Raw genomic sequence first — 23,791 nt, forward strand, 5'->3', positions numbered from 1 at the left:
GGCAAGTCCTTCAGCGCCCCTTCGCCCGCTACGTTCTGTACGTTTTCCCGTGACCGCCGACCGCCCACGCCGAACCAGGAGCCCCGGCCACGTGAGCCTCGCGAGCAGCAACGCACCGCACGGCCAGTCGCCGCTGCGCACCGTGCAGGTGCTGGGCGGAGGCAACGCCGGGAGCAGCGCGCACGTGCGCTCCCTGGCCGAGGGGCTCGTCGCGCGGGGCGTGCGGGTGACCGTGTGCGCCCCCGTCGAGGCCGACCGCTGCTACGACTTCACCGGGGCCGGTGCCGAGCACGTACACGTGCCACGCAGCAGCGACCCGGCGGCCGTGGGCGCGCTGAGGGCCGCCTGCACCGAGGCCGACCTGGTGCACGCGCACGGCCTGCACGCCTCCTTCCGTGCCGTGCTCGCGCTCAGCGGTCGCACCACCCCGCTGGTGGTCACCTGGCACAACCGGGCCCGGGCCGAGGGCGCGCGGGCGCATCTGCTGCGGCTGCTGGAGCGGCGTGTGGTGCGCACGGCTGCGGTGGTGCTCGGCACCACCTCCGACCTGGTGGACCGGGCCCGCCGCCGCGGAGCCAGGGACGCCCGGCTCGCGGCCGTGGCCCTGCCGGGCCGGCGCCCACCTGTCGACCGGGAGGACCCCGACCGGCTGCGGTCCAAGGTGCGGGCCGAACTGGGCGCCACCGGCCGCCCGTTGCTCATCGCGGTCGGCTCCCTCGACCGGTACCGCGGCTACGAGGTCCTGCTGGACGCGGCACGCGCGTGGCGGGAGCTGGACCCGGTGCCGCTGGTCGTCGTCGCGGGGGAGGGGGAGCTGCGCCCGGTGCTCCAGCGGCGGATCGAGGACGAGGAGCTGCCGGTGCGGCTCATCGGGAAGCGCGAGGATCTGCCCCAGCTGCTGACCGCCGCCGATCTGGCGCTGTTGCCCAGCAGTTGGGAGTCGCGGTCGGTCCTCGCCCAGGAGGCGCTGCACGCGCGCGTGCCGCTCGTCGCCACCGCCGTCGGCGGCACCCCCGACCTCGTCGGCGACGCGGCCGAACTCGTCCCGTACGGCGACCCGGACGCCCTCGCCGCCGCCGTCGTAGGGCTGCTCGCGGACCCCGGACGGCAGGAACGGCTGCGCGAGCGGGGCGCACGGCAGGCGGCGACCTGGCCGACGGAGGACGAGACCGTCGCCCAAGTGCTCAGCGTCTACGACGAGTTGACCCAGCCCAGGCCCCTCGCGTAGCAGCCCCTACGGCACGTGCCGGCGGGCCCGCAGGGCGAGGCTCAACGCCAGCACCGTCTGCGGGTCGTCGAGGTCGGTGCCCAGCAACTCCCCGATGCGGGCGAGGCGGTTGTAGAGGGTCTGGCGGTTGAGATGCAGCTCGCGGGCGGTCTCCGCCTTGCGGCCCGCGTGCGCCAGATAGGTCTCCAGGGTGGGCAGCAGCGGCGGCTTGGAGCGGTTGTCGTGGTCGCGCAGCGGGCCGATCGCGCGGTCCACGAACGCCGCCAGGTCCGGGTGGTCGCGCAGCCGCCACAGCAGCAGGTCGATGTCCAGGCGGCGGGCGTCGTACCAGGGTCGGTCGGTCAGGCCCTGGGCCGCGGTCGCCGTCTCGGCCGCGTGCCGGAGCCCGGCCGACGCGGCGGCCCAGCCGCCCGCCACACCCACGACCACGACCGGCGGCAAAGACCCCGGCCGCCGCATCCCGGCCCGCTCCACGCCCGCGCGCAGCGCCGCCGCGACCCGGTCCGCGACCGCCGACCGCTCCGACTCCGAACGCAGCCCCAGCAGCACCGGCACCCGGCCCTCGACCGGCCGCACGCCCAGCAGCACCGGCACGCCCACCGCGGCCAGCTCCTCCGCGACCGCACGCGCCAGCACCGCCCAGCCCCCGCCGGGGGAGAGCGAGTCCCCGACCCGCATGACGACCGGCAGCAGCGGGCTGTCCCCGGGCTTGAAGCCGAGCACCCGGGCCTGCGCGGGCGCGTCCTCGGCGGTGATGCGGCCCTCGGCGAGATCGGTGAGGAAGTCGCCCCGGCCCCGCGCCGCCAGCTCCTCCTCCTGCCGGGCCTGCATCAGCACCACGGCCAGGATGCCCGCGGCCCGATCCGCCGCGATCCGGTGCACCGGGGCCAGCGGCGAGCGGACCGGCAGCAGGACGAGCCGGGCCCGCACCGAGCCCGCCGTCCCCGGACCGCCGCCGGGTACGTCCACCAGCACCGAACCGGCGGGCGGCGGCGCCTCCTTGTGCGGGCCGCGCAGCCCCTCCCAGACCTGGAGCGGGTCCGCGCCCTCGGGTCCGGACCCGGCGGCGTACAGCAGCCGGCCGTCGGCGGTCTCCAGGAACACCGGGTTGCCGCTGAAGTCGGCCAGGATGCCCAGCACCTGCGGCACCCCGCCCCCGCCCAGCAGCGCCTCGGTGCAGCGCCGGTGCACCTCCTCCGCCCGCTGGAGCAGCGCGTAGTGGCCGTTGACGATCTCGGTGTGGATCTCCTCCGTGACCGTCACGAACGGCACCTCGCGGTGCAGCTGGACCAGCGGCAGCCCGGCGGCGCGGGCGGTGTCCACCAGCGCGGCGGGCAGCCGGGCGAAGCGCGGGCCCAACTCCACCACCAGGGCCGCGATGCCGCGCTCGGCGAGCGTGCGCACGAACGCCCGTTGCTCGGCCGGGCGGGTGCCGAGGCCGTAGCCGGTGGTGAGCAGCAGCTCGCCGCCCTTGAGCAGCGAGGCGATGTTGGGCACCTCGCCCGCGTGCACCCAGCGGACCGTGCGCCCCAGCCGGTCGCCGCCGGCCAGGATCTCCGGGAGCCCGCTGCGCAGCCCGGGCAGCTCCAGTGCCTGCTGAACGGTGATTCCGGCGCCCTGAGTGGCGAGTCTGCTGTCCGTGCCCCTGTCCATGAAGCGGACGCTACCTGCGTGGACGCCCCGAGAACATCTCCTGGCTACACCGGCCGGATGTTGTGGTTGAAGCGGAACACGTTGTCGGGGTCCCAGCGCCGCTTCACCTTCTCCAGGCGCAGGGTGTTCCCCGCGCCCAGGCCCGCCCACACCCGCTCCGGGCCCTCGTCGCCGATGAGGTTGAGGCAGACGGTGCCGGTGCTCCACGGCCGGACGTCGGCGCAGGCCCGCCCCACCCAGGCGACGGCCCGTCCGTCGTCGGCCGGGTCCGTCCACTCCGCGTAGGGGTGCACCGCCCAGGGCGCGATCCGGAAGGCCAACGGATCGTCGGCGGGTCCGGCGGCGACCGCCCCGCCCTGCGGGAACAGCATGTGCCGGGTGCCCGTCGGCACCGGCATGCTGTCCGCGCGCTCGCAGAACAGGTCCACCACATGATCGGGCAGGCCGCTCAGATACTCGGCCGAGCAGTGGCTGCGCAGGCCGGGCGGCCCGTCCAGCAGTCCCTGCGCCTCGGCGTACGGCAGAGCGCCGACCAGCTCCGCCTCGTGCGGTAGCGCGAGCACCGGCTCGGCGAGCTTGCGCAAGGCCTGCACACCGCCCGCGTACGTCAGCAGCAGGCCGCACAGCAGCGTGCCCACCAGGTGCTCCGGTACGAACGCCGCGGGCGGGCCGCTCAGGTACATGACCGCGCCGCCCAGTTCGTCCGGCCCCATGGTGACCATGTCCCGGAAGGTGCGCACCACGTCGGAGCCGAACAACGGCAGGAAGAGCAACAGCGCGAGCGAGAACTCGGGGAGTTCGTGCAGCTCCAGGGTGAAGGCGGTGGCGATGCCGAAGTTGCCGCCGCCGCCGTGCAGCGCCCAGAACAGCTCCGGGTTCTCGTCGGCGCTCGCGTGCACCCGCTCGGCGTCGGCGGTCACCAACTCCACGCCGATCAGGTTGTCGGCGGCGAGCCCGAAGACGCGGTCCAGCCAGCCGCTGCCGCCGCCTAGGACGAAACCGCCGACGCCGACGGTGGAGTTCCGGGCGCCGGTGGTCGCCAGGCCGTACGGCGCGGTGGCCCGGTCCAGCTCGCCCACGGTGGCGCCGCCCTGTACCCGCGCCGCCTCGTCGGCCGGGTCGACGGTCACCGCGCGCATCCGGCGCAGGTCCACCACGAGCGCGCCCTCGCCCAGTGCCGTACCCGCCACGCCATGCCCGCCGCCGCGCACGGCGATCGGCAGGTCCAGCTCTCTCCCGAAGCGCACGGCCCGTACGACATCGCTCTCGTCCACGCACTGCGCGATCACGGCCGGCCGCCGGTCGATCATGGCGTTGTGGACCGTGCGGGCCTCGTCGTAGCCCGGATCCCCCGGGGCGAACACGTCGCCGACCAGATCCTCGCGCAGCGCGGCGAGGGCCGCGCCCGCCTTCGAGAGGGAAGCCATGGCCGCCCCCTTCCGGAAAGGGGGTTTGTTGGCTCTCAGCCTAGGCGGGCGCGGTCGCCCGGTCGCGCCCGCAGACGCGAAGTCGTACGCTCCGGGCGCGTTCGGCCTCCATGGGCCCCTGCCGGGCTCAGCCTCCGTACGCCCCGGACGCCGTCAGCCGCAGGGCCGTGTCGATCAGCGGGACGTGGCTGAAGGCCTGCGGGAAGTTGCCGACCTGGCGCTGCAGGCGCGGGTCCCACTCCTCGGCGAGCAGTCCGAGGTCGTTGCGCAGCACGAGCAGCTTCTCGAACAGCTTGCGGGCCTCGTCCACCCGGCCGATCATCGCCAGGTCGTCCGCCATCCAGAACGAGCAGGCCAGGAAGGCCCCTTCGTCGCCCGGAAGGCCGTCGACGCCCTCCTCCTCGCCCTCCGTCGGGTAGCGCAGGATGAACCCGTCCGGGGTGGACAGCTCGCGCTGGATCGCCTCGATCGTGCCGATGACCCGCTTGTCGTCCGGCGGCAGGAAGCCCATCTGCGGGATCAGCAGCAGCGAGGCGTCCAGCTCCTCGGAGCCGTAGGACTGCGTGAAGGTGTTGCGCTCCTTGTCGTAACCCTTCTCGCACACGTCCCGGTGGATGTCGTCGCGCAGTTCCTTCCAGCGCTCCAGCGGGCCGTCCGCGTCGCCGGACTCGATGAGCTTGATCGTGCGGTCGACGGCGACCCAGGCCATGACCTTGGAGTGCACGAAGTGCCGGCGCGGGCCGCGCACCTCCCAGATGCCCTCGTCCGGCTCCTGCCAGTGGTCCTCGAGGTAGCGGATCAGCTTGAGCTGGAGCAGGGAGGCGTAGTCGTGGCGGGCCAGGCCGGTCATGTGGGCCAGGTGCAGCGCCTCGGTGACCTCGCCGTACACGTCCAGCTGGAGCTGGTGGGCCGCGCCGTTGCCGACCCGGACCGGCGCGGAGTTCTCATAGCCCGGCAGCCAGTCCAGCTCCGCCTCGCCGAGTTCCCGCTCGCCGGCGAGGCCGTACATGATCTGCAGGTTCTCCGGGTCGCCCGCGACCGCGCGCAGCAGCCACTCGCGCCAGGCGCGGGCCTCCTCGCGGTAGCCGGTGCGCAGCAGCGAGGACAGGGTGATCGCCGCGTCCCGCAGCCAGGTGTAGCGGTAGTCCCAGTTGCGCACGCCCCCGATGTCCTCGGGCAGCGAGGTGGTGGGGGCCGCCACGATGCCGCCCGTGGGGGCGTACGTCAGCGCCTTCAGCGTGATCAGCGAGCGGACCACAGCCTCGCGGTACGGCCCGTGGTACGTGCAGTGCTCGACCCACTCGCGCCAGAACTCCTCCGTCGCCTCCAGCGACTCCTCGGGCTCCGGCAGCGGCGGCGCCTCCTTGTGCGAGGGCTGCCACGAGATGGTGAACGCGATCCGGTCACCGGGGGCGACCGTGAAGTCGGCGTACGTCGTCAGCGACTCTCCGTAGGTCTCGGTCTCCGTGTCGAACCACACCGAGTCGGGACCCGCGACCGCGACCGTGCGGCCCTCGTTCTTGTGCACCCACGGCACGATCCGGCCGTAGGAGAACCGCATCCGCAGCGCCGACCGCATGGGCACCCGGCCGGTGACGCCCTCCACGATCCGGATCAGCTGCGGGGCGCCGTCACGCGGGGGCATGAAATCGGTCACGCGGACGGTGCCGCGCGGGGTGTCCCACTCCGACTCCAGGATCAGCGAGTCGCCCCGGTAGCTGCGCCGGGCCGCAGTGGGCGGCGGCGAGTCGGCCGCGTGCGCCGGGCCGAGCCGCCAGAAGCCGTGCTCCTCGGTGCCCAGCAGGCCGGCGAAGATGGCGTGCGAGTCGAAGCGGGGCAGGCACAGCCAGTCCACCGTGCCGTCCCGGCAGACCAGGGCAGCGGTCTGCATGTCTCCGATGAGTGCGTAGTCTTCGATGCGCCCGGCCACGTGCAACTCCAGTCGAACGGCCACGTCACCCCCGCGCAGGGGGCTGTCGCTAGTGCGGTCAAGGGGTCGTTGTTGTGCGTCGTTGAGCGGTGAAGCAAAACAGCCCGCCGAGCCCTGAGGCAACACGGCAGTCCTTGCTCAACGAACTGCCGCGCTCTCGTTGTTCCGGTGCGTTTGCCGGCGGGGGTGTGCCGTCGTGCCGGCCGGGCTCGGCAGTGAGTGTCCGAGCAGGATACGACGCACGTAGATGATCTGCGTGCCGCTGAGGGCAACGGATGTGGGCCGAACGAGTGAGCGTCGAGTGATTTCCGTGTAACCGGCGCGTGCCTGTGTCGACGCCCGGCCGCAGCCGATCCGTACCGTGTCCGTACTCGTGTCGGAGTGAGCGCGAAGCGTGGCCGGAAGTCATTCCCGCTCGGCGCTGATACCCTGGTAGCCCGTGGACCGGTGATGCCCCCGAAGGAAACAAAACCGCAAGGGGTCCCCCGAACCGCAGCGATGGCACCCCCGGAAGCGACCGGACCGGTAGCCGTTCCGCACGACAGACAGCGACCACGGGAGCCCCCTCTTGGCCATGCCGCCGAAATCTACGACGACCAAGCACATCTTCGTCACCGGGGGTGTCGCCTCTTCGCTGGGCAAGGGCCTCACGGCCTCCAGCCTGGGCATGCTGCTCAAGGCCCGCGGCCTGCGCGTGGTGATGCAGAAGCTCGACCCGTACCTGAACGTGGACCCGGGCACGATGAACCCCTTCCAGCACGGCGAGGTGTTCGTCACCAACGACGGCGCCGAGACCGACCTGGACATCGGCCACTACGAGCGCTTCCTCGACCGCAACCTGGACGGCTCCGCGAACGTCACCACCGGCCAGGTGTACTCGACGGTGATCGCCAAGGAGCGGCGCGGCGAGTACCTGGGCGACACCGTGCAGGTCATCCCGCACATCACCAACGAGATCAAGCACCGCATCCGGCGCATGGCCACCGACGAGGTGGACGTCGTCATCACCGAGGTCGGCGGCACCGTCGGCGACATCGAGTCGCTGCCGTTCCTGGAGACCGTCCGCCAGGTCCGCCACGAGGTCGGCCGGGACAACGTCTTCGTCGTGCACATCTCGCTGCTGCCGTACATCGGCCCGTCCGGCGAGCTGAAGACCAAGCCGACCCAGCACTCCGTCGCCGCGCTGCGCAACATCGGTATCCAGCCGGACGCGATCGTGCTGCGCTGCGACCGCGAGGTGCCGACCGCGATCAAGCGGAAGATCTCGCTGATGTGCGACGTGGACGAGGCCGCCGTCGTCGCCTGCCCGGACGCCCGCTCGATCTACGACATCCCGAAGGTCGTGCACTCCGAGGGCCTGGACGCCTACGTCGTGCGCAAGCTGGACCTGCCGTTCCGGGACGTGGACTGGACGACCTGGGACGACCTGCTCGACCGCGTCCACAACCCCGACCACGAGATCACCCTCGCCCTGGTCGGCAAGTACATCGACCTGCCCGACGCCTACCTGTCGGTCACCGAGGCGCTGCGCGCCGGCGGCTTCGCCAACCGGGCCCGCGTGAAGATCAAGTGGGTCACCTCGGACGACTGCAAGACCCCGGCGGGCGCCAAGGCCCAGCTCGGCGACGTCGACGGCATCTGCATCCCGGGCGGCTTCGGCGACCGCGGTGTGCTCGGCAAGGTCGGCGCGATCCGCTTCGCCCGCGAGAACAAGATCCCGCTGCTGGGCCTCTGCCTCGGCCTGCAGTGCACCGTGATCGAGGCCGCGCGCAACCTGGCCGACATCCCGGACGCCAACTCCACCGAGTTCGACCCGGGCACGGCCCACCCGGTCATCTCCACCATGGCCGAGCAGATGGACATCGTCGCCGGCGAGGGCGACATGGGCGGCACCATGCGCCTGGGCATGTACCCGGCGAAGCTGGCCGAGGGCTCGATCGTGCGCGAGGTGTACGACGGCAAGGAGTACATCGAGGAGCGGCACCGCCACCGCTACGAGGTGAACAACAGCTACCGCGCGGAGCTGGAGAAGAAGGCGGGCATCCTGTTCTCCGGCACCTCGCCGGACGGCAAGCTCGTCGAGTACGTCGAGTACCCGCGTGACGTCCACCCGTACCTGGTCGCCACGCAGGCCCACCCCGAGCTGCGCTCGCGCCCGACCCGTCCGCACCCGCTCTTCGCCGGCCTGGTGAAGGCGGCTGTCGAGCGGAAGAACTCCAAGTAACACACCAGTTGTACGGTGGCCGGGGTGCATACCTTTCAGGAGGGAGCACCCCGGCTTTTCCGTGGCCGGCTTCGTGAAGGCGTGTGGAAGGACAGGGCATGACGATCAAGGACACCCCCGAGGAGTGGGAGATCCGGGCGACGGAGACCCCCTTCGTGGGCAACAAGACCTCCGTCCGCACGGACGACGTGGTCATGCCCGACGGCTCGGTGGTCCGCCGCGACTACCAGGTCCACCCGGGCTCGGTCGCCGTCCTCGCCCTGGACGAGGAGGACCGGGTGCTGCTGATCCGCCAGTACCGCCACCCGGTGCGGCAGAAGCTGTGGGAGATCCCGGCCGGCCTGCTCGACGTCCCCGGCGAGAACCCGCTGCACGCCGCCCAGCGCGAGCTGTACGAGGAGGCGCACGTCAAGGCCGAGGACTGGCGGGTGCTGACCGACGTGTACACCACCCCCGGCGGCTGCGACGAGGCCGTACGGATCTTCCTCGCCCGCAATCTGTCCGAGGCCGAGGGCGAGCGCTTCGAGACGGAGCACGAGGAGACCGACATGGAGTACGCGCGCCTACCGGTCGACGAACTCGTCCGCCGGGTGCTCGCCGGGGACCTGCACAACAACTGCCTCGTCGTGGGCGTGCTCTCCCTGGTGGCCGCCCGCACCGGGGACGGCCTCGACGCGCTGCGCCCGGCCGACGCGCCGTGGCCCGCGCGGCCCTTCGAGTCCTGAACTTGGCCTGAACCCACCCGTTCGCGCACCGGTGTGACGATCGCCTGATCCGATCGGGCGATGTGCCCGCCGCGCCCCGCGGTGCTCCGCCGTGAACGTTGCAGAGCGTGAACTAGGCTCTACACGTGCCCGTTTCGGAGACCCGGCGGGCTTGCGCGTGCGGTGGGACGGGAGTGTGGCCCGTGACGGATGAGGCGATGGACGCAGGCGGTGCCCGGCTCTCGGCGCAACCGGCCACGGAGGACCATTTCCTGGGCCGTACACGGGAGTTGAAGGAACTGCGCGCCGACATCGAGCGCGCGGGCCTGGACACCATCTCCGGCCGCAAAGCCCCCCGCGCGCGCGTACTGCTCATCGCCGGCCGCCCCGGCTCCGGCCGCACCGCCCTCGCCGAGGAACTCGTACGGCAGGTCGAGGACCGCTACCCCGACGGCGTGCTGCGCGCCCGGCTCAGCGAACCCGACGGCACCCCGGTCCCGGTCGAGACCACCGCCCGCGAGCTGCTCACCGAGCTGGGCGTACGGGCCCCGGCCGGGGCCGACGCGGACGAACTCGGCGAGGCGCTGCGAGCCGCCCTGGCGGGGCGGCGGGTGCTGCTCCTGCTGGACGACGCGGCCGGCGCCGAGCAGGTCGACGCCCTGCTCCCGGACAGCCCGGACAGCCTGGCCGTGGTCGTCTCCGGTGGCCCGCTCACCGGTATCGCGGACGTCCGCCCCTGCACCCTGGGCGGGCTCGACACCAAGTCGGCGGTGGAGTTCCTGGGCCGCTACGCCGGCTCGGTCCGCATCACCGTCGACCCGCGCTCCGCCGAGAGCCTGGCCGAGGCCTGCCAGGGCCAGCCCGCCGCGCTCACCCTGGCCGGCGGCTGGCTCGCCGCCCGGCCCAAGGCGGCCGTCTCCGACCTCGCCAAGCGCATGCACGCGGCCACCGAGGACGGTGCCGTCGGCGCCGGCGGCACCCCGCTGGGCCGCATCTTCCGGCTCGTCCAGGAGGAGCTGCCCGGCCCGGCCGCCCGGATCCTGCGCCTGCTCTGTCTGGCCCCGGCCGGGCTGGTCGACCCGCACACCGCCTCGGCCCTGGCCGGCTGCTCGCTGAGCACCGCCCGCGCCACCCTGGACGACTTCGTCGCCCTCGGCCTGCTGCGCGCCGTCGAGTCGCCGCTGCCCGAGTACGACGTCCCCGGCTGCCTGCAGCCGCTGCTGCGCGCCCTCGCCGTCGGCCAGGACCGCCCGGGGGAGCTGCAGCTGGCCCGGGCCCGCATGCTGGAGCGCACCGTACGGCTGCTCCAGTCCTGCAGGGCGATCACCGAGACGGACAGCGCGCAGGCCCGCGAGAAGCTCCACGGCTTGCCGCGCGCGCTGCGCTTTCCGCACCCGCGGGCCGCCGCCGACTGGCTGCGCGTCCGCCGCCCCGCCCTGCTGGCCGCCGCCCGGCTGGCCGTGGCCGACGGCGAGCTGGACACCCTGGCCCGCAGGCTGATGTCCCAGCTGGTCAGGGCCATGGTGGCGCACTTCGGCACGCAGGCCGCCGCCCCGGATCTGTACGGCATCCACGGCCTCGTCCTGGATGTCGCCGAACGGCGCGGGCTGCCCCGGGAGCAGGCCGCGGCCCTGCTGAACCTGGGCGATCTGGACGCGCAGACCGGCCGCACCCGGGACGCACTGGCCCGCTACCGGGCCGCGCTGGACGCCGGACGCGTCGCGGACGACCCGTATGCGACCGGCCGCGCGATGGAATCCGTAGGCGGTGCGTACCAGGAGCTGGGGGACTACGACCGGGCCGCCGACTGGTTCGGCCGGGCCCTCGCCCAGCGCCTGGCCCGGGACGAGGGCGCGGAGGCCGCCCGGGTGTACGGCCGGCTGGCCACCGCACAGACCTACGCGGGCCGCTACGGCGAGGCGATGCGGAACTGGCGCGCCGCGATCGCCGGGTACCGCAGGAACGGCGACGTCGCGGCCCACGCCCGCGCGCTGAGCGAACTCGCGCGGGTCCAGGAGTACGCCGGGCGCCCCGAGGATTCGCTGCACACCTGCCGTGAGGCGGTGGAGTGGGCGCGGCGCGCCGAGGACGTCCGGCTCCAGGCCGCGCTGCACCTCCGGCTGGCCGACACCCTGGAGCACCTCGGCGACCCTGCCGCGGCCCGACTGCACCGCGCGGCGGCCGGGCGCATGCTGGGGGAGGAGACCCCGCAGGACACCCCGGTGGAGACTCCGGAGGAGACCCCCGAATCCACCCCGGAGGACACCCCAGAGGACCCCGTGACACGGGGAGACACCGTTAACGCCTGCGAAATCCGTAGTGCACCAAGCGAAGATTGATGCAATGAAAGGCTAGACAGGCGGAACACCTTCATTAAACTGGCTCTGCCGCACGCTCTCTGCGGTGTCTCCCGGTGTGCCCCGGCATGCCTGGGTATGTCTTGTAACGCACCCCCCATACCCTCTGAGCCAAGGACCGTGATCGACGTGAAGGTCGGCATCCCCCGCGAGGTCAAGAACAACGAGTTCCGGGTGGCCATCACCCCCGCCGGTGTGCACGAGCTGGTGCGCAACGGCCACCAGGTCGTCATCGAGCGCGGCGCCGGCGTCGGCTCCTCCATCACGGACGACGAGTACGTGGCCGCCGGTGCCCAGATCCTGGACACCGCCGACGAGGTCTGGGCCACCTCCGACCTGCTGCTGAAGGTCAAGGAGCCCATCGCGGAGGAGTACCACCGCCTCCGCAAGGACCAGATCCTCTTCACCTACCTGCACCTGGCCGCCTCCAAGGAGTGCACGGACGCCCTGCTGGAGTCCGCCACCACGGCCATCGCCTACGAGACCGTCGAGCTGCCGAACCGCGCGCTGCCGCTGCTCGCCCCGATGTCCGAGGTTGCGGGCCGCCTGGCCCCGCAGGTCGGCGCCTACCACCTGATGGCCCCGGTCGGCGGCCGTGGCGTGCTGCCGGGCGGCGTCCCGGGCGTGACCCCGGCCAAGGCCGTCGTCATCGGCGGCGGTGTCTCCGGCTGGAACGCCGCCCAGATCGCCATCGGCATGGGCTTCGAGGTCACCCTGCTGGACCGCGACATCAACAAGCTGCGCGAGGCCGACAAGATCTTCGGTACGAAGGTCAAGGCGATCATGTCCAACGCCTTCGAGCTGGAGAAGGCCGTCCTCGAGGCCGACCTCGTCATCGGTGCGGTCCTCATCCCGGGCGCCAAGGCCCCGAAGCTGGTCACCAACGAGCTGGTGTCCCGCATGAAGCCGGGAAGTGTCCTTGTCGACATCGCGATCGACCAGGGCGGCTGCTTCGAGGACTCCCGTCCCACCACCCACGCCGAGCCGACCTTCCGGGTCCACAACTCGGTCTTCTACTGCGTCGCCAACATGCCGGGCGCGGTGCCGAACACCTCCACCAACGCCCTCACCAACGCGACGCTGCCGTACATCGTCTCGCTCGCCAACAACGGCTGGGTCGAGGCGCTGCGCCGCGACCCCGCGCTCGCCAAGGGTCTCAACACCCATGACGGCAAGGTCGTTTACAAGGAGGTCGCCGAGGCCCACGGCCTGGAGCACGTCGAGCTGGAGAGCCTGCTCGGCTGACGCCCGACCGACCTGTGTGACCCCATGAGTCACTAAGTCACCAACAGGTGAAAGGCGATTCGTCAATACGCATCGTCAACACCGCGCACCCGGCCGGACCTTGCCCGACAAGGTCCGGCCGGGTGTGTGTATGGTCACTTTGCGGCTCTCGGTCAACTCGCCTCGAACGTAACCCTTCGACCGATTCGCACACCGGTGAAACCTGCTGTGCGACGGCCGTACGCCCTTGACAGCGCGATGTTTCATTGCCGACACATCCTGCCGGGTCCGGCGGATTGTGTTGCTGCGGACCACCGACACGCCATAGAGTCGCCAACCGTCGGCATGGTGCCACGCTGACCTTGTCTAGAAGTTTCCTGGTCACCAAGGAGGTAAGACGACTTGTGAATGAGTCGACATTTTCTCCCGGGGGTGGTCAACCAGGAATGCCGGTACGGGGCCAGGGCCCCACGGGATTCGAGGCTGTCGGCTCCGTAGCTGTGCGCACCTTCGCAGCCCACCAGAGTCCGGTTCCGCAGACCGCCCGGACAGCACACCAGAGCATGGATGGCCATCACGTGAACGCCATGGCCGGCGACGGAAGTGGCGCGCCCCACAACCAATTCGCCGACTACGACGAACTGCCCCAGGGGCACTTCTACGACCCCGACGCCGAGTACGAGCCGGATCCGGAGTACGCGGCCACGCTCGCGCCCGACGCGGCCCGCCAGCGCCGTGAGCGCGTCGGCCCGACCGGACGCCCGCTGCCGTACTTCCCGATCCCGGGCCCGCTGACCGACCACGGCCCCGCGAAGATCATTGCGATGTGCAACCAGAAGGGCGGCGTCGGCAAGACGACGTCGACCATCAACCTGGGTGCCGCGCTCGCGGAGTACGGCCGGCGCGTGCTGCTCGTCGACTTCGACCCGCAGGGCGCGCTGTCGGTGGGTCTCGGTGTCAACCCGATGGAACTCGACCTGACCGTCTACAACCTGCTCATGGAGCGGGGCATGTCGGCGGACGAGGTCCTGCTGAAGACGGCCGTCCCCAACATGGACCTGCTGCCGTCCAACATCGACCTGTCGGCCGCCGAGGTCCAGCTGGTCTCCGAGGTCGCCCGCGAGTCGACGCTGCAGCGCGCCCTGAAGCCGCTGATGGCGGACTACGACTACATCGTGATCGACTGTCAGCCCTCGCTCGGCCTGCTCACCGTCAACGCGCTGACGGCCGCGCACAAGGTGATCGTGCCGCTGGAGTGCGAGTTCTTCGCCCTGCGCGGTGTGGCCCTGCTGACGGAGACCATCGAGAAGGTCCAGGAGCGGCTCAACCCCGAGCTGGAACTGGACGGCATCCTCGCCACGATGTACGACTCGCGCACGGTCCACAGCCGCGAGGTGCTGGCCCGTGTGGTCGAGGCGTTCGACGACCACGTCTACCACACGGTCATCGGCCGCACGGTCCGCTTCCCGGAGACCACGGTCGCCGGTGAGCCGATCACCACGTACGCCTCCAACTCCGTCGGTGCCGCCGCCTACCGCCAGCTCGCCAGGGAGGTGCTCGCCCGGTGTCACGCCGAGTGAGTCTGCCCGGGGCCGACGAACTGTTCCGTACGACGGGGGGGATGGCACTCCAGCCGTCCACGCCCCGCCGCGCGGCCAACGGCGAGGCCCGGGTGCCGGCTCCCGCGGGGGAGAGCGACCCGACGCCGGCCGCGGCGGAGGACGCGCCTCAGTCGGTGCCCGCGCAGGGCGGCGACGGCGACGGCGCGGAGCACGTGGCGGCGGCCGAGCCGGAACCGGCGGAGGCCGGGGAGGCCCGCACCCGCCCGGCGCGGCGGCAGACGGCGCAGGAAGGTTCTTCTGCCGCCCCCGCTGCCGCACAGCCCCGCAAGCGCGGGCGGGCGGCCAACAGGCGCCCCAGCGGGCGTGAGCGGCACGACGAGAAGATCACCGTGTACGTGTCGGCCGAGGAGCTGATGGACCTGGAGCACGCCCGCCTGGTGCTCCGCGGCGAACACGGGCTGGCGGTGGACCGCGGGCGCATCGTGCGCGAGGCGGTGGCCGTGGTCCTGGCCGACCTGGAGTCCCGCGGGGACGCGAGCATCCTCGTACGCCGCCTGCGGGGGCGGTAGGGGTAGCCTGCGGGGGCTATGACCTCGTCCGACCTTCCCGCCCCCGCTTCCGGCCCGGCTCCGGGGCGTCGACGTGCGCTGGGGCGCGGGCCGGGGGTTCCGGTGGCCGAGCCGGTTGTGCCGGTCGCGGTTGAGGTCGCGGTCGAGGTCGAGGTTCCTGAACCAGCGTTGCCCGAACCCGAGCCAGTCCTCGCTGAACCCGAGCCAGTCCTCGCCGAACCCGAGCCCGCCGAACCCGAGACCACGGAGCCAGAGCCTGCTCCCGACGGAGTCTTCAAGGTCCGGCTCGCCAACTTCGAGGGCCCCTTCGACCTGCTCCTGCAGCTGATCTCCAAGCACAAGCTGGACGTCACCGAGGTCGCCCTCTCCAAGGTCACCGACGAGTTCATGGCGCACATCCGGGCCATGGGCCCGGACTGGGACCTGGACCAGACGACCGAGTTCCTGGTCGTGGCCGCCACGCTGCTCGACCTCAAGGCCGCCCGGCTGCTGCCCGCCGCCGAGGTCGAGGACGAGGCCGACCTGGCGCTGCTGGAGGCCCGGGACCTGCTGTTCGCGCGGCTGCTCCAGTACCGCGCGTACAAGCAGATCGCCGACATCTTCAACCAGCGCCTCGACGACGAGGCCCGCCGTTACCCCCGTACCGTCGGCCTCGAACCCCACCACGCCGAGCTGCTGCCCGAGGTCGTCATCAGCATCGGCCCCGAGGGGTTCGCCAGGCTCGCCGTCAAGGCGATGCAGCCCAAGGCCAAGCCGACCGTGTACGTCGACCACATCCACGCTCCGCTGGTCAGCGTGCAGGAGCAGGCCGGGATCGTGGTGGCGCGGCTGAAGGAGCTGGGCGAGGCCAGCTTCCGCGTGCTCATCGAGGACACCGACGACACGCTCACCGTCGTCGCCCGGTTCCTCGCGCTGCTGGAGCTGTACCGCGAGAAGGCGGTCGCCCTGGACCAGGAGGCCGCGCTCGGGGAGCTGACCGTCCGCTGGACCGGCGGGGACGGGGACACGGCGCCGAGGGTCACCGACGAGTTCGACCGGCCGCCGGAGGAACCCAGGGAGCCCACGGAGTCCACGGAGTCCATGGAGTTCAAGGAGTCCCAGGAGTCCGAGAAGGAGAAGAAGGCATGAGCGAGGACACCGCGGAACTCCCGGCAGGGCTGCGCGGCGTCGCCGGACTCGACCTCAAGCCCGCCCTGGAGGCGGTCCTCATGGTCGTGGACGAGCCCGCGACCGAGGAGCACCTGGCGAAGATCCTGGAGCGCCCCCGGCGGCAGATCGCCGACGCGCTGCGCGAGCTGGCCGACGAGTACACCGTGCAGGGCCGCGGCTTCGAGCTGCGGTTCGTCGCGGGCGGCTGGCGCTTCTACACCCGCCCCGAGTACGCGCCCGCCGTCGAGCGGCTCGTCCTGGACGGCCAGACGGCCCGCCTCACCCAGGCCGCGCTGGAGACCCTCGCGGTGGTCGCCTACCGCCAGCCGATCAGCCGCAGCCGCGTCTCCGCCGTACGCGGAGTCAACTGCGACGGGGTCATGCGCACCCTCCTCCAACGCGGTCTGGTCGAGGAGGCGGGCACGGAACCCGAAACAGGTGCGATCCTGTACAGGACGACGAACTACTTCCTGGAGCGGATGGGCCTGCGCGGCCTGGACGAGCTTCCGGAGCTGGCGCCCTTCCTCCCGGAGGCTGAGGCGATCGAGGCCGAGACCCAGGAAGGGGTCCCGTCGTTCGACCCGGACGCGCCCGACGCGCCCGGCGGTCAGGATGCGGACGACTAAGACGGAACTTTGATGCGAAGCAGCGGCAGCGGAAAGAGTGGCGGGCGCGGAAACTACCGCGGCGCCGGCAACAACCGGGACGAGCGCCAGGGGCAGGACCGTCCCCGCAAGCCCCGCCCCGAGGAGCGCCGCTACGACGTCGGCCCCGGCGCCACGAAGGACGGCCCCAAGTCCGGGCGCGGCGGCGCGGCCCGCGGCGGCGCCAAGGGCGGCCCGAAGCAGTCCCAGCAGAGCGGTGGCGGCCGTACGGCGCCCGGGCGCTCCCGTGAGTACGAGGCCCGGGCCGAGGAGCGCAACCGCGAGCGGTACGCGGGCAAGAAGGACATCAAGCCCCCGAAGACCTTCCCGGGCGCCGAGCAGGAGGGCGAGCGGCTGCAGAAGGTCCTCGCGCGCGCGGGCTACGGCTCCCGGCGTGCCTGCGAGGAGCTGATCGAGCAGGCACGGGTCGAGATCAACGGCGAGATCGTCCTGGAGCAGGGCCGCCGGGTCGACCCGGAGAAGGACGAGGTCAAGGTCGACGGCCTGACGGTCGCGACGCAGTCGTACCAGTTCTTCTCGCTGAACAAGCCGGCGGGCGTGGTGTCCACCATGGAGGACCCCGAGGGCCGGCAGTGCCTCGGCGACTACGTCACCAACCGCGAGACGCGGCTCTTCCACGTCGGCCGGCTGGACACCGAGACCGAGGGCGTCATCCTGCTCACCAACCACGGCGAGCTGGCGCACCGCCTCACGCACCCCAAGTACGGCGTCAAGAAGACCTATCTCGCGGCCATCGTCGGCCCGATCCCGCGCGATCTGGGCAAGCGCCTGAAGGACGGCATCCAGCTGGAGGACGGCTACGCGCGCGCGGACCACTTCCGGGTGGTCGAGCAGACCGGCAAGAACTACCTGGTCGAGGTGACCCTGCACGAGGGCCGCAAGCACATCGTCCGCCGCATGCTCGCCGAGGCGGGCTTCCCGGTCGAGAAGCTGGTGCGCACCTCCTTCGGCCCGATCACCCTGGGCGACCAGAAGTCGGGCTGGCTGCGCCGCCTGTCGAACACGGAGGTCGGCATGCTGATGAAGGAAGTCGACCTCTAAACCTTGTCACCCGCCTCCACCCCCTTTTATAGTCAGTGCGACTATTAAAGGGGGTGGAAGTCGTGGACGGCTACGACAAGTACGCGTACGAACCCTTCGCCGTCACCGTCGACCTCGCCGTCCTCACCCTCCGCGCGGGCACCCTGCACGTGCTGCTGGTCGAGCGCGGGCAGGAGCCGTACGCGGGCCGCTGGGCGCTGCCCGGCGGCTTTCTGCTGCCCGACGAGTCGGCCGAGACGGCGGCCCGGCGCGAACTGGCCGAGGAGACGGGCCTCGCCGACGCCTCCGGACTGCACCTGGAGCAGCTGCGCACCTACAGCGAGCCCGGCCGCGACCCCCGGATGCGGGTCGTGTCGGTCGCCTTCACCGCGCTGCTGCCCGACCCTCCCGAGCCGCACGGCGGCGGTGACGCGGCCCAGGCCCGCTGGCTGCCGTACGACACCGCCGGTCCGCTCGCCTTCGACCACGACCGGATCCTGGCCGACGCCCACGAGCGCGTCGGCGCCCAGCTGGAGAACAGCTGCGTGGCCACCGCCTTCTGCCCGCCCGAGTTCACCCTCGGCGAGCTGCAACAGGTCTACGAGACGGTGTGGGGCACGGCCCTGGACCGGCCCAACTTCCGCCGCAAGGTGCTCGCCACCCCCGGCTTCGTCGAACCCGTCCCCGGCGCCGCCCGGCTGACCGGCGGCCGGGGCAAGCCGGCCGCCCTCTACCGCGCCGGCCCCGCCACCGCGCTGCACCCGCCCCTGCTCCGACCGCCCCGGGAAGGACGCCCCGCATGACCAAGAGCCCGGCGCACAAGCGTGCCGCCACCGGATCCCTGATCGGCCTCGCCCTCGGGGACGCCCTCGGCTACCCGACCGAGTTCAAGACCGAGGCGTTGATCCTCTCGATGTTCGGGCCCTGGCGGGAGATGGAGCTGTCGCAGCGCGCCCGCGTCTCCGACGACACCCAGATGACCCTCGCCCTCGGCCGCGCCCTGCGGACCGCCATGGACCGGGGTGTGCTCGCCCCGAAGCGGCTGGAGCGCCCGCTGCGCGAGGAGTTCGTGGACTGGTACCAGTCGCCGGAGAACAACCGGGCCCCGGGCAACACCTGCCTGACCGCGTGCGCCCTGCTGAAGGAGGAGGGCCGGGCCTGGCAGGACGCCAGCCAGATCGGCTCCAAGGGCTGCGGCGCCAACATGCGCGTGGCCCCCCTCGGCCTCGCCCCCGGCCTCAGCGACGAACAGCGCGCCGGCGCCGCCCAGTTGCAGTCCGCGCTCACCCACGGACACCCCACCGCGCTGGCCGCCTCGGACCTCACCGCCCACGCCGTCCACCTGCTCGCCCAGGGCGCCGACCCGGCCGGGCTCGTCGGCCGGCTGCGCTCGTACGCCCTCGACAGCCGCACCCGCTACCACCACACCTGGCTCGGCGACCTGTGGACCCGCTCCCAGGACCCGAGCCCCGAGCACTTCATCGCGCGCGGCTGGGACGAGTGCCTGGAGATCCTGACCCGCCTCCAGGAGGCCGTACGCACCCACTCCCCGGAGACCGACCCGTGCCTCGCCACCGGCGAGGGGTGGATCGCCGAGGAGGCCCTCGCCACCGGGCTGCTGTGCTTCCTGCTCTTCCCGGACGAACCGGTCACCGCCCTGCGCCGCGCCGCCTGCTCGTCCGGCGACTCGGACTCCATCGCCTGCCTCGCCGGAGCCTTCGCGGGCGCGTGGCTGGGCGCGGACGCCTGGCCCACCGAGTGGGCCGACCGGATCGAGTACAGGGGAGACCTGGTGACCCTGGGAGCCCTCTGGGACGCCTGACTAGGCCCCGACGGACCGCAGGGCCGACGTGCGGCGTACCCGGTAGACGAAGTCGGCCACGCGCGCGTGGTCCGGTTCCGGCGGCAGCGGGGTGTGCCGCAGGGCGTCCTCCGTCTGCGCCGCCAGCCGGGCCATGCGCGCCTCGACCTCCGCCCAGGGCACCTCGCCCCGCTTCACCGCGAGCAGCGGTTCGCGCTGCTCGCCGACGTCGATCCGCAGCTCGCCGGTGCGCAGCAGCTCGCGGGCGCTCATCAGCAGGCGCAGCAGGTGCATGGCGTGCTTCCAGCGCGGGGCGCCGGTCGTACGGACGTCGGCGTCGAGCTTGCGGCGCTGGCCGAGGGCATAGCCGGTGAAGCTGTCGTAGACGCGGCGGGAGAGAAACGCGCCGCGCAGGGAAAGCAGTTCGCGGCCGGTGTCGTCCACGTGCTCGACCAGCGGGGAGTGCAGGCACTCCAGGATGTTCGGGTTGCCGCGCAGCGCCAGCTCGCAGAACCGCTCCAGCTCCCAGGAGAACCGTTCCTCGCCCGGCCCGTCCACATGTGTCGGCGGCTTCTCGAACCGCCAGAACAGGGGGGTGGGGGCGAGGAACACGCCCCGCCGGTCGGTGTCACTGGTGTCCGTGGCCAGGCCGAAGGCTCGCGAACCCATGACGCAGGCGTAGATCGTGTGTTCGCGTACGAGGTCTTCGGGCTGCATTCCCGGAGCGTACGCGGACAGCTCACGCCAGGCGGATCGAATTTCCCTCCACCTTGATCGGCTCGGGGGCCAGCGCCCGGGGCGCCGGTCCGTGCGCCACCGAGCCGTCGGTGATGTGGTACTTGCTGCCGTGGCAGGGGCAGTCGATCGTGCCGTCCGCCACCTTGTTCACCGTGCAGCCCTGGTGCGTGCAGATCGCCGTGAAGGCCTTGAAGTCGCCCTGCGTCGGCTGGGTGACGACGATCTTCTGTTCCTTGAATACCTTGCCGCCGCCCACCGGGATGTCGCTCGTCCTCGCCAGCTCCGACTCGCTCGGCGTGCTCGGCTCGCTCGCGTCGCTCTTCTTGCTGCCGCACCCCGCCGCCCCGGCACCGAGCGCCACCGCGCCCGTCGCCAGGATCGTGCGCCGTGTCGCGCCCTGGGTCATGTCATCACTCCCTACAGCGTCAGTCCATCTCAATCCGCACATATCGGGAAAACGCACAATCCCCGGCATTCTGGCATCGAGTGCCCGCGACGGGCGGGCGCCGCGCGCCCGGCCCGCCGCGGGCTGACTAGGCTGGACGCACCAGCGCACCAAGAACCGCTATGTATGTCGGAGAGGAGCACGGCCGTGGGGGTACGAGCGGTCCGGGGGGCCGTCCAGCTCGACCGGGACGAGGCCGGACACATGGCGGAGCAGGTCGGGTCCCTCCTCACCGCCGTCCTGGAGCGGAACGGACTGACCGTCGACGACCTGATCAGCATCTGGTTCACGGCCACGCCCGACCTGCACAGCGACTTCCCGGCCGCCGCCGCGCGGGGGCTCGGCATCGTCGACGTACCGCTGATCTGCGCCCAGGAACTGGACATCGAGGGCGCCATGCCCCGGGTCGTCCGGGTCCTCGCGCACATCGAGTCCGACCGGCCCCGCGCCGACATCGTCCACGTCTACCTCGGCGCCGCAGCCGACCTGCGCAAGGACATCGCCCAGTGAGAACCGCACTCGTCATCGGCACCGGCCTCATCGGCACCTCCGCCGCGCTCGCCCTCACCCAGCGGGGCGTCACCGTCCACCTCGCCGACCACGACCCCGAGCAGGCCCGTACGGCCGCCGCCCTGGGCGCCGGCACCGACGCGCCCCCGCAGGGCCCGGTCGACCTGGCGATCGTCGCCGCCCCGCCCGCGCACGTGGCCGGCGTGCTCGCCGACGCCATGCGCCGGGACCTGGCCCGCGGCTACATCGACGTGGCCAGCGTCAAGGGCGGCCCGCGCCGCGAGCTGGAGGCCCTCGGCCTGGACCTGAGCCGCTACCTGGGCACCCACCCGATGTCGGGCCGCGAGAAGTCCGGCCCGCTGGCCGCCACCGGCGACCTGTTCGAAGGCCGCCCCTGGGTGCTCACCCCGACCCGGGACACCGACACCGAGGTCCTGAACCTCGCCCTGGAGCTGGTCTCGCACTGCCGGGCCGTGCCGGTCGTCATGGACGCCGACGCCCACGACCGCGCGGTCGCCCTCGTCTCGCACATGCCCCACCTGGTGTCCAGCATGGTCGCCGCGCGCCTGGAGCACGCCGAGGAGGCGGCCGTACGGCTGTGCGGGCAGGGCATCCGGGACGTGACCCGGATCGCCGCCTCCGACCCGCGGATGTGGATCGACATCCTGTCCGCGAACCCGGGACCGGTCGCCGACCTGCTCTCCGGCGTCGCCTCCGACCTGGACGAGACCGTGCAGGCCCTGCGCTCCCTGCAGTCCTCCGACGAGGCCAAGCGCGCGGAGGGCAGCGCCGGCATCGAGGACGTCCTGCGCCGCGGCAACGCCGGCCAGGTGCGGGTGCCCGGCAAGCACGGCAGCGCCCCGCGCGTCTACGAGACCGTCGTCGTGCTCATCGACGACCAGCCCGGCCAGCTGGCCCGGATCTTCGCGGACGCCGGGCGGGCCGGGGTCAACATCGAGGACGTCAGGATCGAGCACGCCACGGGCCAGCAGGCCGGTCTGGTGCAGCTCATGGTCGAGCCGAAGGCGGCACCGGTGCTGATGGACGCGCTGCGCGAGCGGGGCTGGGCGCTGCGCCAGTAACCCGGTGAGAGCGTCGTCCGAGGGCCGGTAACCTTGTGCGGGGCGCCCTTACGCCCCGCACCCCATCCACCACCCTTCACCAGGAAGGTGCCCTCCCGTGGAAAACGGCGCCGCCCCGACCGCCAAGCCCGTGATCGTCGCGATCGACGGCCCGTCCGGCACGGGCAAGTCGAGCACGTCGAAGGCCGTGGCCGCGCAGCTCGGCCTGAGCTACCTGGACACCGGCGCCCAGTACCGGGCGATCACCTGGTGGATGGTGAACAACGGCATCGACCTGGAGGACCCGACCGCGATCGCGGCCGTCGCCGGCAAGCCGGAGATCGTCTCGGGCACCGACCCGGCCGCCCCGACCATCACGGTCGACGGCGTCGACGTGGCCGGACCGATCCGCACCCAGGAGGTCACCTCCAAGGTCAGCGCGGTCAGCGCGGTGCCCGAGGTGCGCTCCCGGATCACCGAGCTGCAGCGCTCGCTGGCCGCCGGTGCGGAGCTGGGCATCGTGGTCGAGGGCCGGGACATCGGTACGACCGTGCTCCCGGACGCCGACCTGAAGATCTTCCTCACCGCGTCCCCGGAGGCCCGCGCGGCCCGCCGCAGCGGCGAGCTGAAGGGCGTGGACCTGCACACCACCCGTGAGGCGCTGATCAAGCGGGACGCGGCCGACTCCAGCCGCAAGACCTCGCCGCTGGCCAAGGCCGACGACGCGGTCGAGGTGGACACCACCGAGCTCACCCTGCCCCAGGTCATCGAGTGCGTCGTCACCCTGGTCCAGGAGAAGCGAGCCGGGAAGTGACACTTCCGTCCGAGCGGGGGGCCGAGGTCGGCAGGCGCATCGGCGTCGGCCTGATGCACGGGCTGTGGAAGCCACGGGTGATCGGTGCCTGGCGGATGCCCGCGACCGGCCCGGTGATCCTCGCGGTGAACCACTCGCACAACATCGACGGCCCGATGGTCATGGGCGTGTCGCCCCGGCCGACGCACTTCCTGATCAAGAAGGAGGCGTTCGTCGGACCGCTCGGCTCCTTCCTGACCGGCATCGGCCAGCTGAAGGTGGACCGCAGGGCCGCCGACCGCGCGGCCATCAGCCAGGCTCTCGGCGTGCTGGAGGCCGGGGGCGTGCTGGGCATCTTCCCGGAGGGCACCCGGGGCGAGGGCGACTTCGCCACGCTGCGCAGCGGGCTCGCCTACTTCGCCGTCCGCGGCGAGGCGCCGATCGTGCCCGTGGCCGTACTGGGCAGCGCCGAGCGGCGCGGACGGTTGGTCAAGGGACTGCCGCCGCTGCGCTCCCGCGTGGACGTCGTCTTCGGCGAGCCGTTCTTCGCCGGCGACGACAGCGGACGGCGCACGCGCGCGGCGCTGGACGCGGCGACCGAGCACATCCAGAAGCAGCTCACCGCGCACCTGGAAAACGCCAGGCGCCTGACCGGGCGCTAAGCGACACTTGAGTAGTGGTCCGGCCCACCGGGGCGCGGCCCACCGATCACCACGAACGAACGAGGTACG

Annotated in this window: 21 protein-coding genes; 16 read left to right on the plus strand and 5 right to left on the minus strand. The window is 72.3% G+C overall.

The genetic code is table 11. The annotated features are described in order from the left end of the window. Positions 1 to 91 precede the first annotated feature (91 nt). Positions 92 to 1,228: a glycosyltransferase family 4 protein gene (locus ACWD3E_RS20730; RefSeq protein ID WP_451389010.1), complete on the plus strand. Its 1,137-nt coding sequence runs from the start codon at positions 92 to 94 to the stop codon at positions 1,226 to 1,228. A 6-nt stretch (positions 1,229 to 1,234) separates the two neighbouring features. Here ACWD3E_RS20730 and ACWD3E_RS20735 read toward each other — a convergent pair whose 3' ends face one another. From ACWD3E_RS20735 to ACWD3E_RS20745, 3 genes are all read right to left on the minus strand, one after another. Further along, positions 1,235 to 2,881 (minus strand): PucR family transcriptional regulator, encoded by a 1,647-nt coding sequence (locus tag ACWD3E_RS20735; protein ID WP_451389011.1) that lies wholly within the window; start codon positions 2,879 to 2,881, stop codon positions 1,235 to 1,237. A gap of 44 nt (positions 2,882 to 2,925) precedes the next feature. Continuing rightward, a complete protein-coding gene (locus ACWD3E_RS20740) occupies positions 2,926 to 4,308 on the minus strand; it encodes an FAD-binding oxidoreductase (RefSeq protein WP_451389012.1) in 1,383 nt (460 codons plus the stop codon). Positions 4,309 to 4,435: 127 nt separating this feature from the next. Continuing rightward, positions 4,436 to 6,238 carry a glycoside hydrolase family 15 protein gene (locus tag ACWD3E_RS20745; RefSeq protein WP_451389360.1) on the minus strand — a complete coding sequence of 601 codons (1,803 nt, stop codon included), beginning with the start codon at positions 6,236 to 6,238 and terminating at the stop codon, positions 4,436 to 4,438. 574 nt (positions 6,239 to 6,812) lie between these two features. Here ACWD3E_RS20745 and ACWD3E_RS20750 point away from each other — a divergent pair. The 11 genes from ACWD3E_RS20750 to ACWD3E_RS20800 all read left to right on the plus strand — a co-directional run bounded on the left by ACWD3E_RS20750 (position 6,813) and on the right by ACWD3E_RS20800 (position 19,534). Next, a complete protein-coding gene (locus tag ACWD3E_RS20750; protein WP_451349684.1) occupies positions 6,813 to 8,462 on the plus strand; it encodes a CTP synthase in 1,650 nt (549 codons plus the stop codon). A 98-nt stretch (positions 8,463 to 8,560) separates the two neighbouring features. Next, a complete protein-coding gene (locus tag ACWD3E_RS20755; RefSeq protein WP_451389013.1) occupies positions 8,561 to 9,187 on the plus strand; it encodes an NUDIX domain-containing protein in 627 nt (208 codons plus the stop codon). Positions 9,188 to 9,369: 182 nt separating this feature from the next. Beyond that, positions 9,370 to 11,505, plus strand: coding sequence for a tetratricopeptide repeat protein (locus ACWD3E_RS20760; protein WP_451389014.1), 2,136 nt, complete (start codon positions 9,370 to 9,372; stop codon positions 11,503 to 11,505). 147 nt (positions 11,506 to 11,652) lie between these two features. Then, entirely contained in the window at positions 11,653 to 12,768 is a 1,116-nt protein-coding gene (gene ald, locus ACWD3E_RS20765) for an alanine dehydrogenase (RefSeq protein WP_451389361.1), read from the plus strand. Positions 12,769 to 13,193: 425 nt separating this feature from the next. After that, a complete protein-coding gene (locus ACWD3E_RS20770) occupies positions 13,194 to 14,327 on the plus strand; it encodes a ParA family protein (protein ID WP_451389015.1) in 1,134 nt (377 codons plus the stop codon). Beyond that, on the plus strand, positions 14,312 to 14,878 hold the full coding sequence (locus ACWD3E_RS20775) for a hypothetical protein (RefSeq protein WP_451389016.1): 567 nt from the start codon (positions 14,312 to 14,314) through the stop codon (positions 14,876 to 14,878). Before ACWD3E_RS20770 ends, ACWD3E_RS20775 begins: the two co-directional genes overlap by 16 nt. A gap of 18 nt (positions 14,879 to 14,896) precedes the next feature. Then, a complete protein-coding gene (locus tag ACWD3E_RS20780; RefSeq protein ID WP_451389017.1) occupies positions 14,897 to 16,006 on the plus strand; it encodes a segregation and condensation protein A in 1,110 nt (369 codons plus the stop codon). Continuing rightward, complete coding sequence (gene scpB / locus ACWD3E_RS20785; RefSeq protein WP_451389018.1) at positions 16,003 to 16,653, plus strand: SMC-Scp complex subunit ScpB; 651 nt, start codon at positions 16,003 to 16,005, stop codon at positions 16,651 to 16,653. Before ACWD3E_RS20780 ends, scpB begins: the two co-directional genes overlap by 4 nt. A gap of 12 nt (positions 16,654 to 16,665) precedes the next feature. Then, positions 16,666 to 17,733, plus strand: coding sequence for a pseudouridine synthase (locus ACWD3E_RS20790; protein ID WP_451389019.1), 1,068 nt, complete (start codon positions 16,666 to 16,668; stop codon positions 17,731 to 17,733). A gap of 62 nt (positions 17,734 to 17,795) precedes the next feature. Then, on the plus strand, positions 17,796 to 18,515 hold the full coding sequence (locus ACWD3E_RS20795) for an NUDIX domain-containing protein (protein ID WP_451389362.1): 720 nt from the start codon (positions 17,796 to 17,798) through the stop codon (positions 18,513 to 18,515). Further along, positions 18,512 to 19,534: an ADP-ribosylglycohydrolase family protein gene (locus tag ACWD3E_RS20800; RefSeq protein WP_451389020.1), complete on the plus strand. Its 1,023-nt coding sequence runs from the start codon at positions 18,512 to 18,514 to the stop codon at positions 19,532 to 19,534. Before ACWD3E_RS20795 ends, ACWD3E_RS20800 begins: the two co-directional genes overlap by 4 nt. Here the strand turns inward: ACWD3E_RS20800 and ACWD3E_RS20805 are convergent, their stop codons facing one another. Together ACWD3E_RS20805 and ACWD3E_RS20810 are read right to left on the minus strand one after the other, a co-directional pair. After that, positions 19,535 to 20,230 carry a nucleotidyltransferase domain-containing protein gene (locus ACWD3E_RS20805; protein ID WP_451389021.1) on the minus strand — a complete coding sequence of 232 codons (696 nt, stop codon included), beginning with the start codon at positions 20,228 to 20,230 and terminating at the stop codon, positions 19,535 to 19,537. A gap of 22 nt (positions 20,231 to 20,252) precedes the next feature. Further along, positions 20,253 to 20,657: a Rieske (2Fe-2S) protein gene (locus ACWD3E_RS20810; RefSeq protein ID WP_451389022.1), complete on the minus strand. Its 405-nt coding sequence runs from the start codon at positions 20,655 to 20,657 to the stop codon at positions 20,253 to 20,255. A 186-nt stretch (positions 20,658 to 20,843) separates the two neighbouring features. Between ACWD3E_RS20810 and aroH the strand changes: the two genes are divergently transcribed. The 4 genes from aroH (at position 20,844) to ACWD3E_RS20830 (ending at position 23,722) form a co-directional block, all read left to right on the plus strand. Further along, the gene (gene aroH / locus ACWD3E_RS20815) at positions 20,844 to 21,206 is read left to right on the plus strand and encodes a chorismate mutase (protein ID WP_451389023.1); all 363 of its coding nucleotides are present in this window, start codon (positions 20,844 to 20,846) and stop codon (positions 21,204 to 21,206) included. After that, positions 21,203 to 22,288: a prephenate dehydrogenase gene (locus tag ACWD3E_RS20820; protein ID WP_451389024.1), complete on the plus strand. Its 1,086-nt coding sequence runs from the start codon at positions 21,203 to 21,205 to the stop codon at positions 22,286 to 22,288. Before aroH ends, ACWD3E_RS20820 begins: the two co-directional genes overlap by 4 nt. A 97-nt stretch (positions 22,289 to 22,385) precedes the next feature. After that, complete coding sequence (cmk, locus tag ACWD3E_RS20825; protein ID WP_451389025.1) at positions 22,386 to 23,081, plus strand: (d)CMP kinase; 696 nt, start codon at positions 22,386 to 22,388, stop codon at positions 23,079 to 23,081. Positions 23,082 to 23,134: 53 nt separating this feature from the next. Further along, positions 23,135 to 23,722, plus strand: a complete 588-nt coding sequence (locus ACWD3E_RS20830) for a lysophospholipid acyltransferase family protein (protein ID WP_451389363.1) — start codon at positions 23,135 to 23,137, stop codon at positions 23,720 to 23,722. The last annotated feature ends 69 nt before the right edge of the window (positions 23,723 to 23,791 follow it).

The sequence above is a fragment of the Streptomyces sp. NPDC002676 genome (assembly GCF_053592455.1).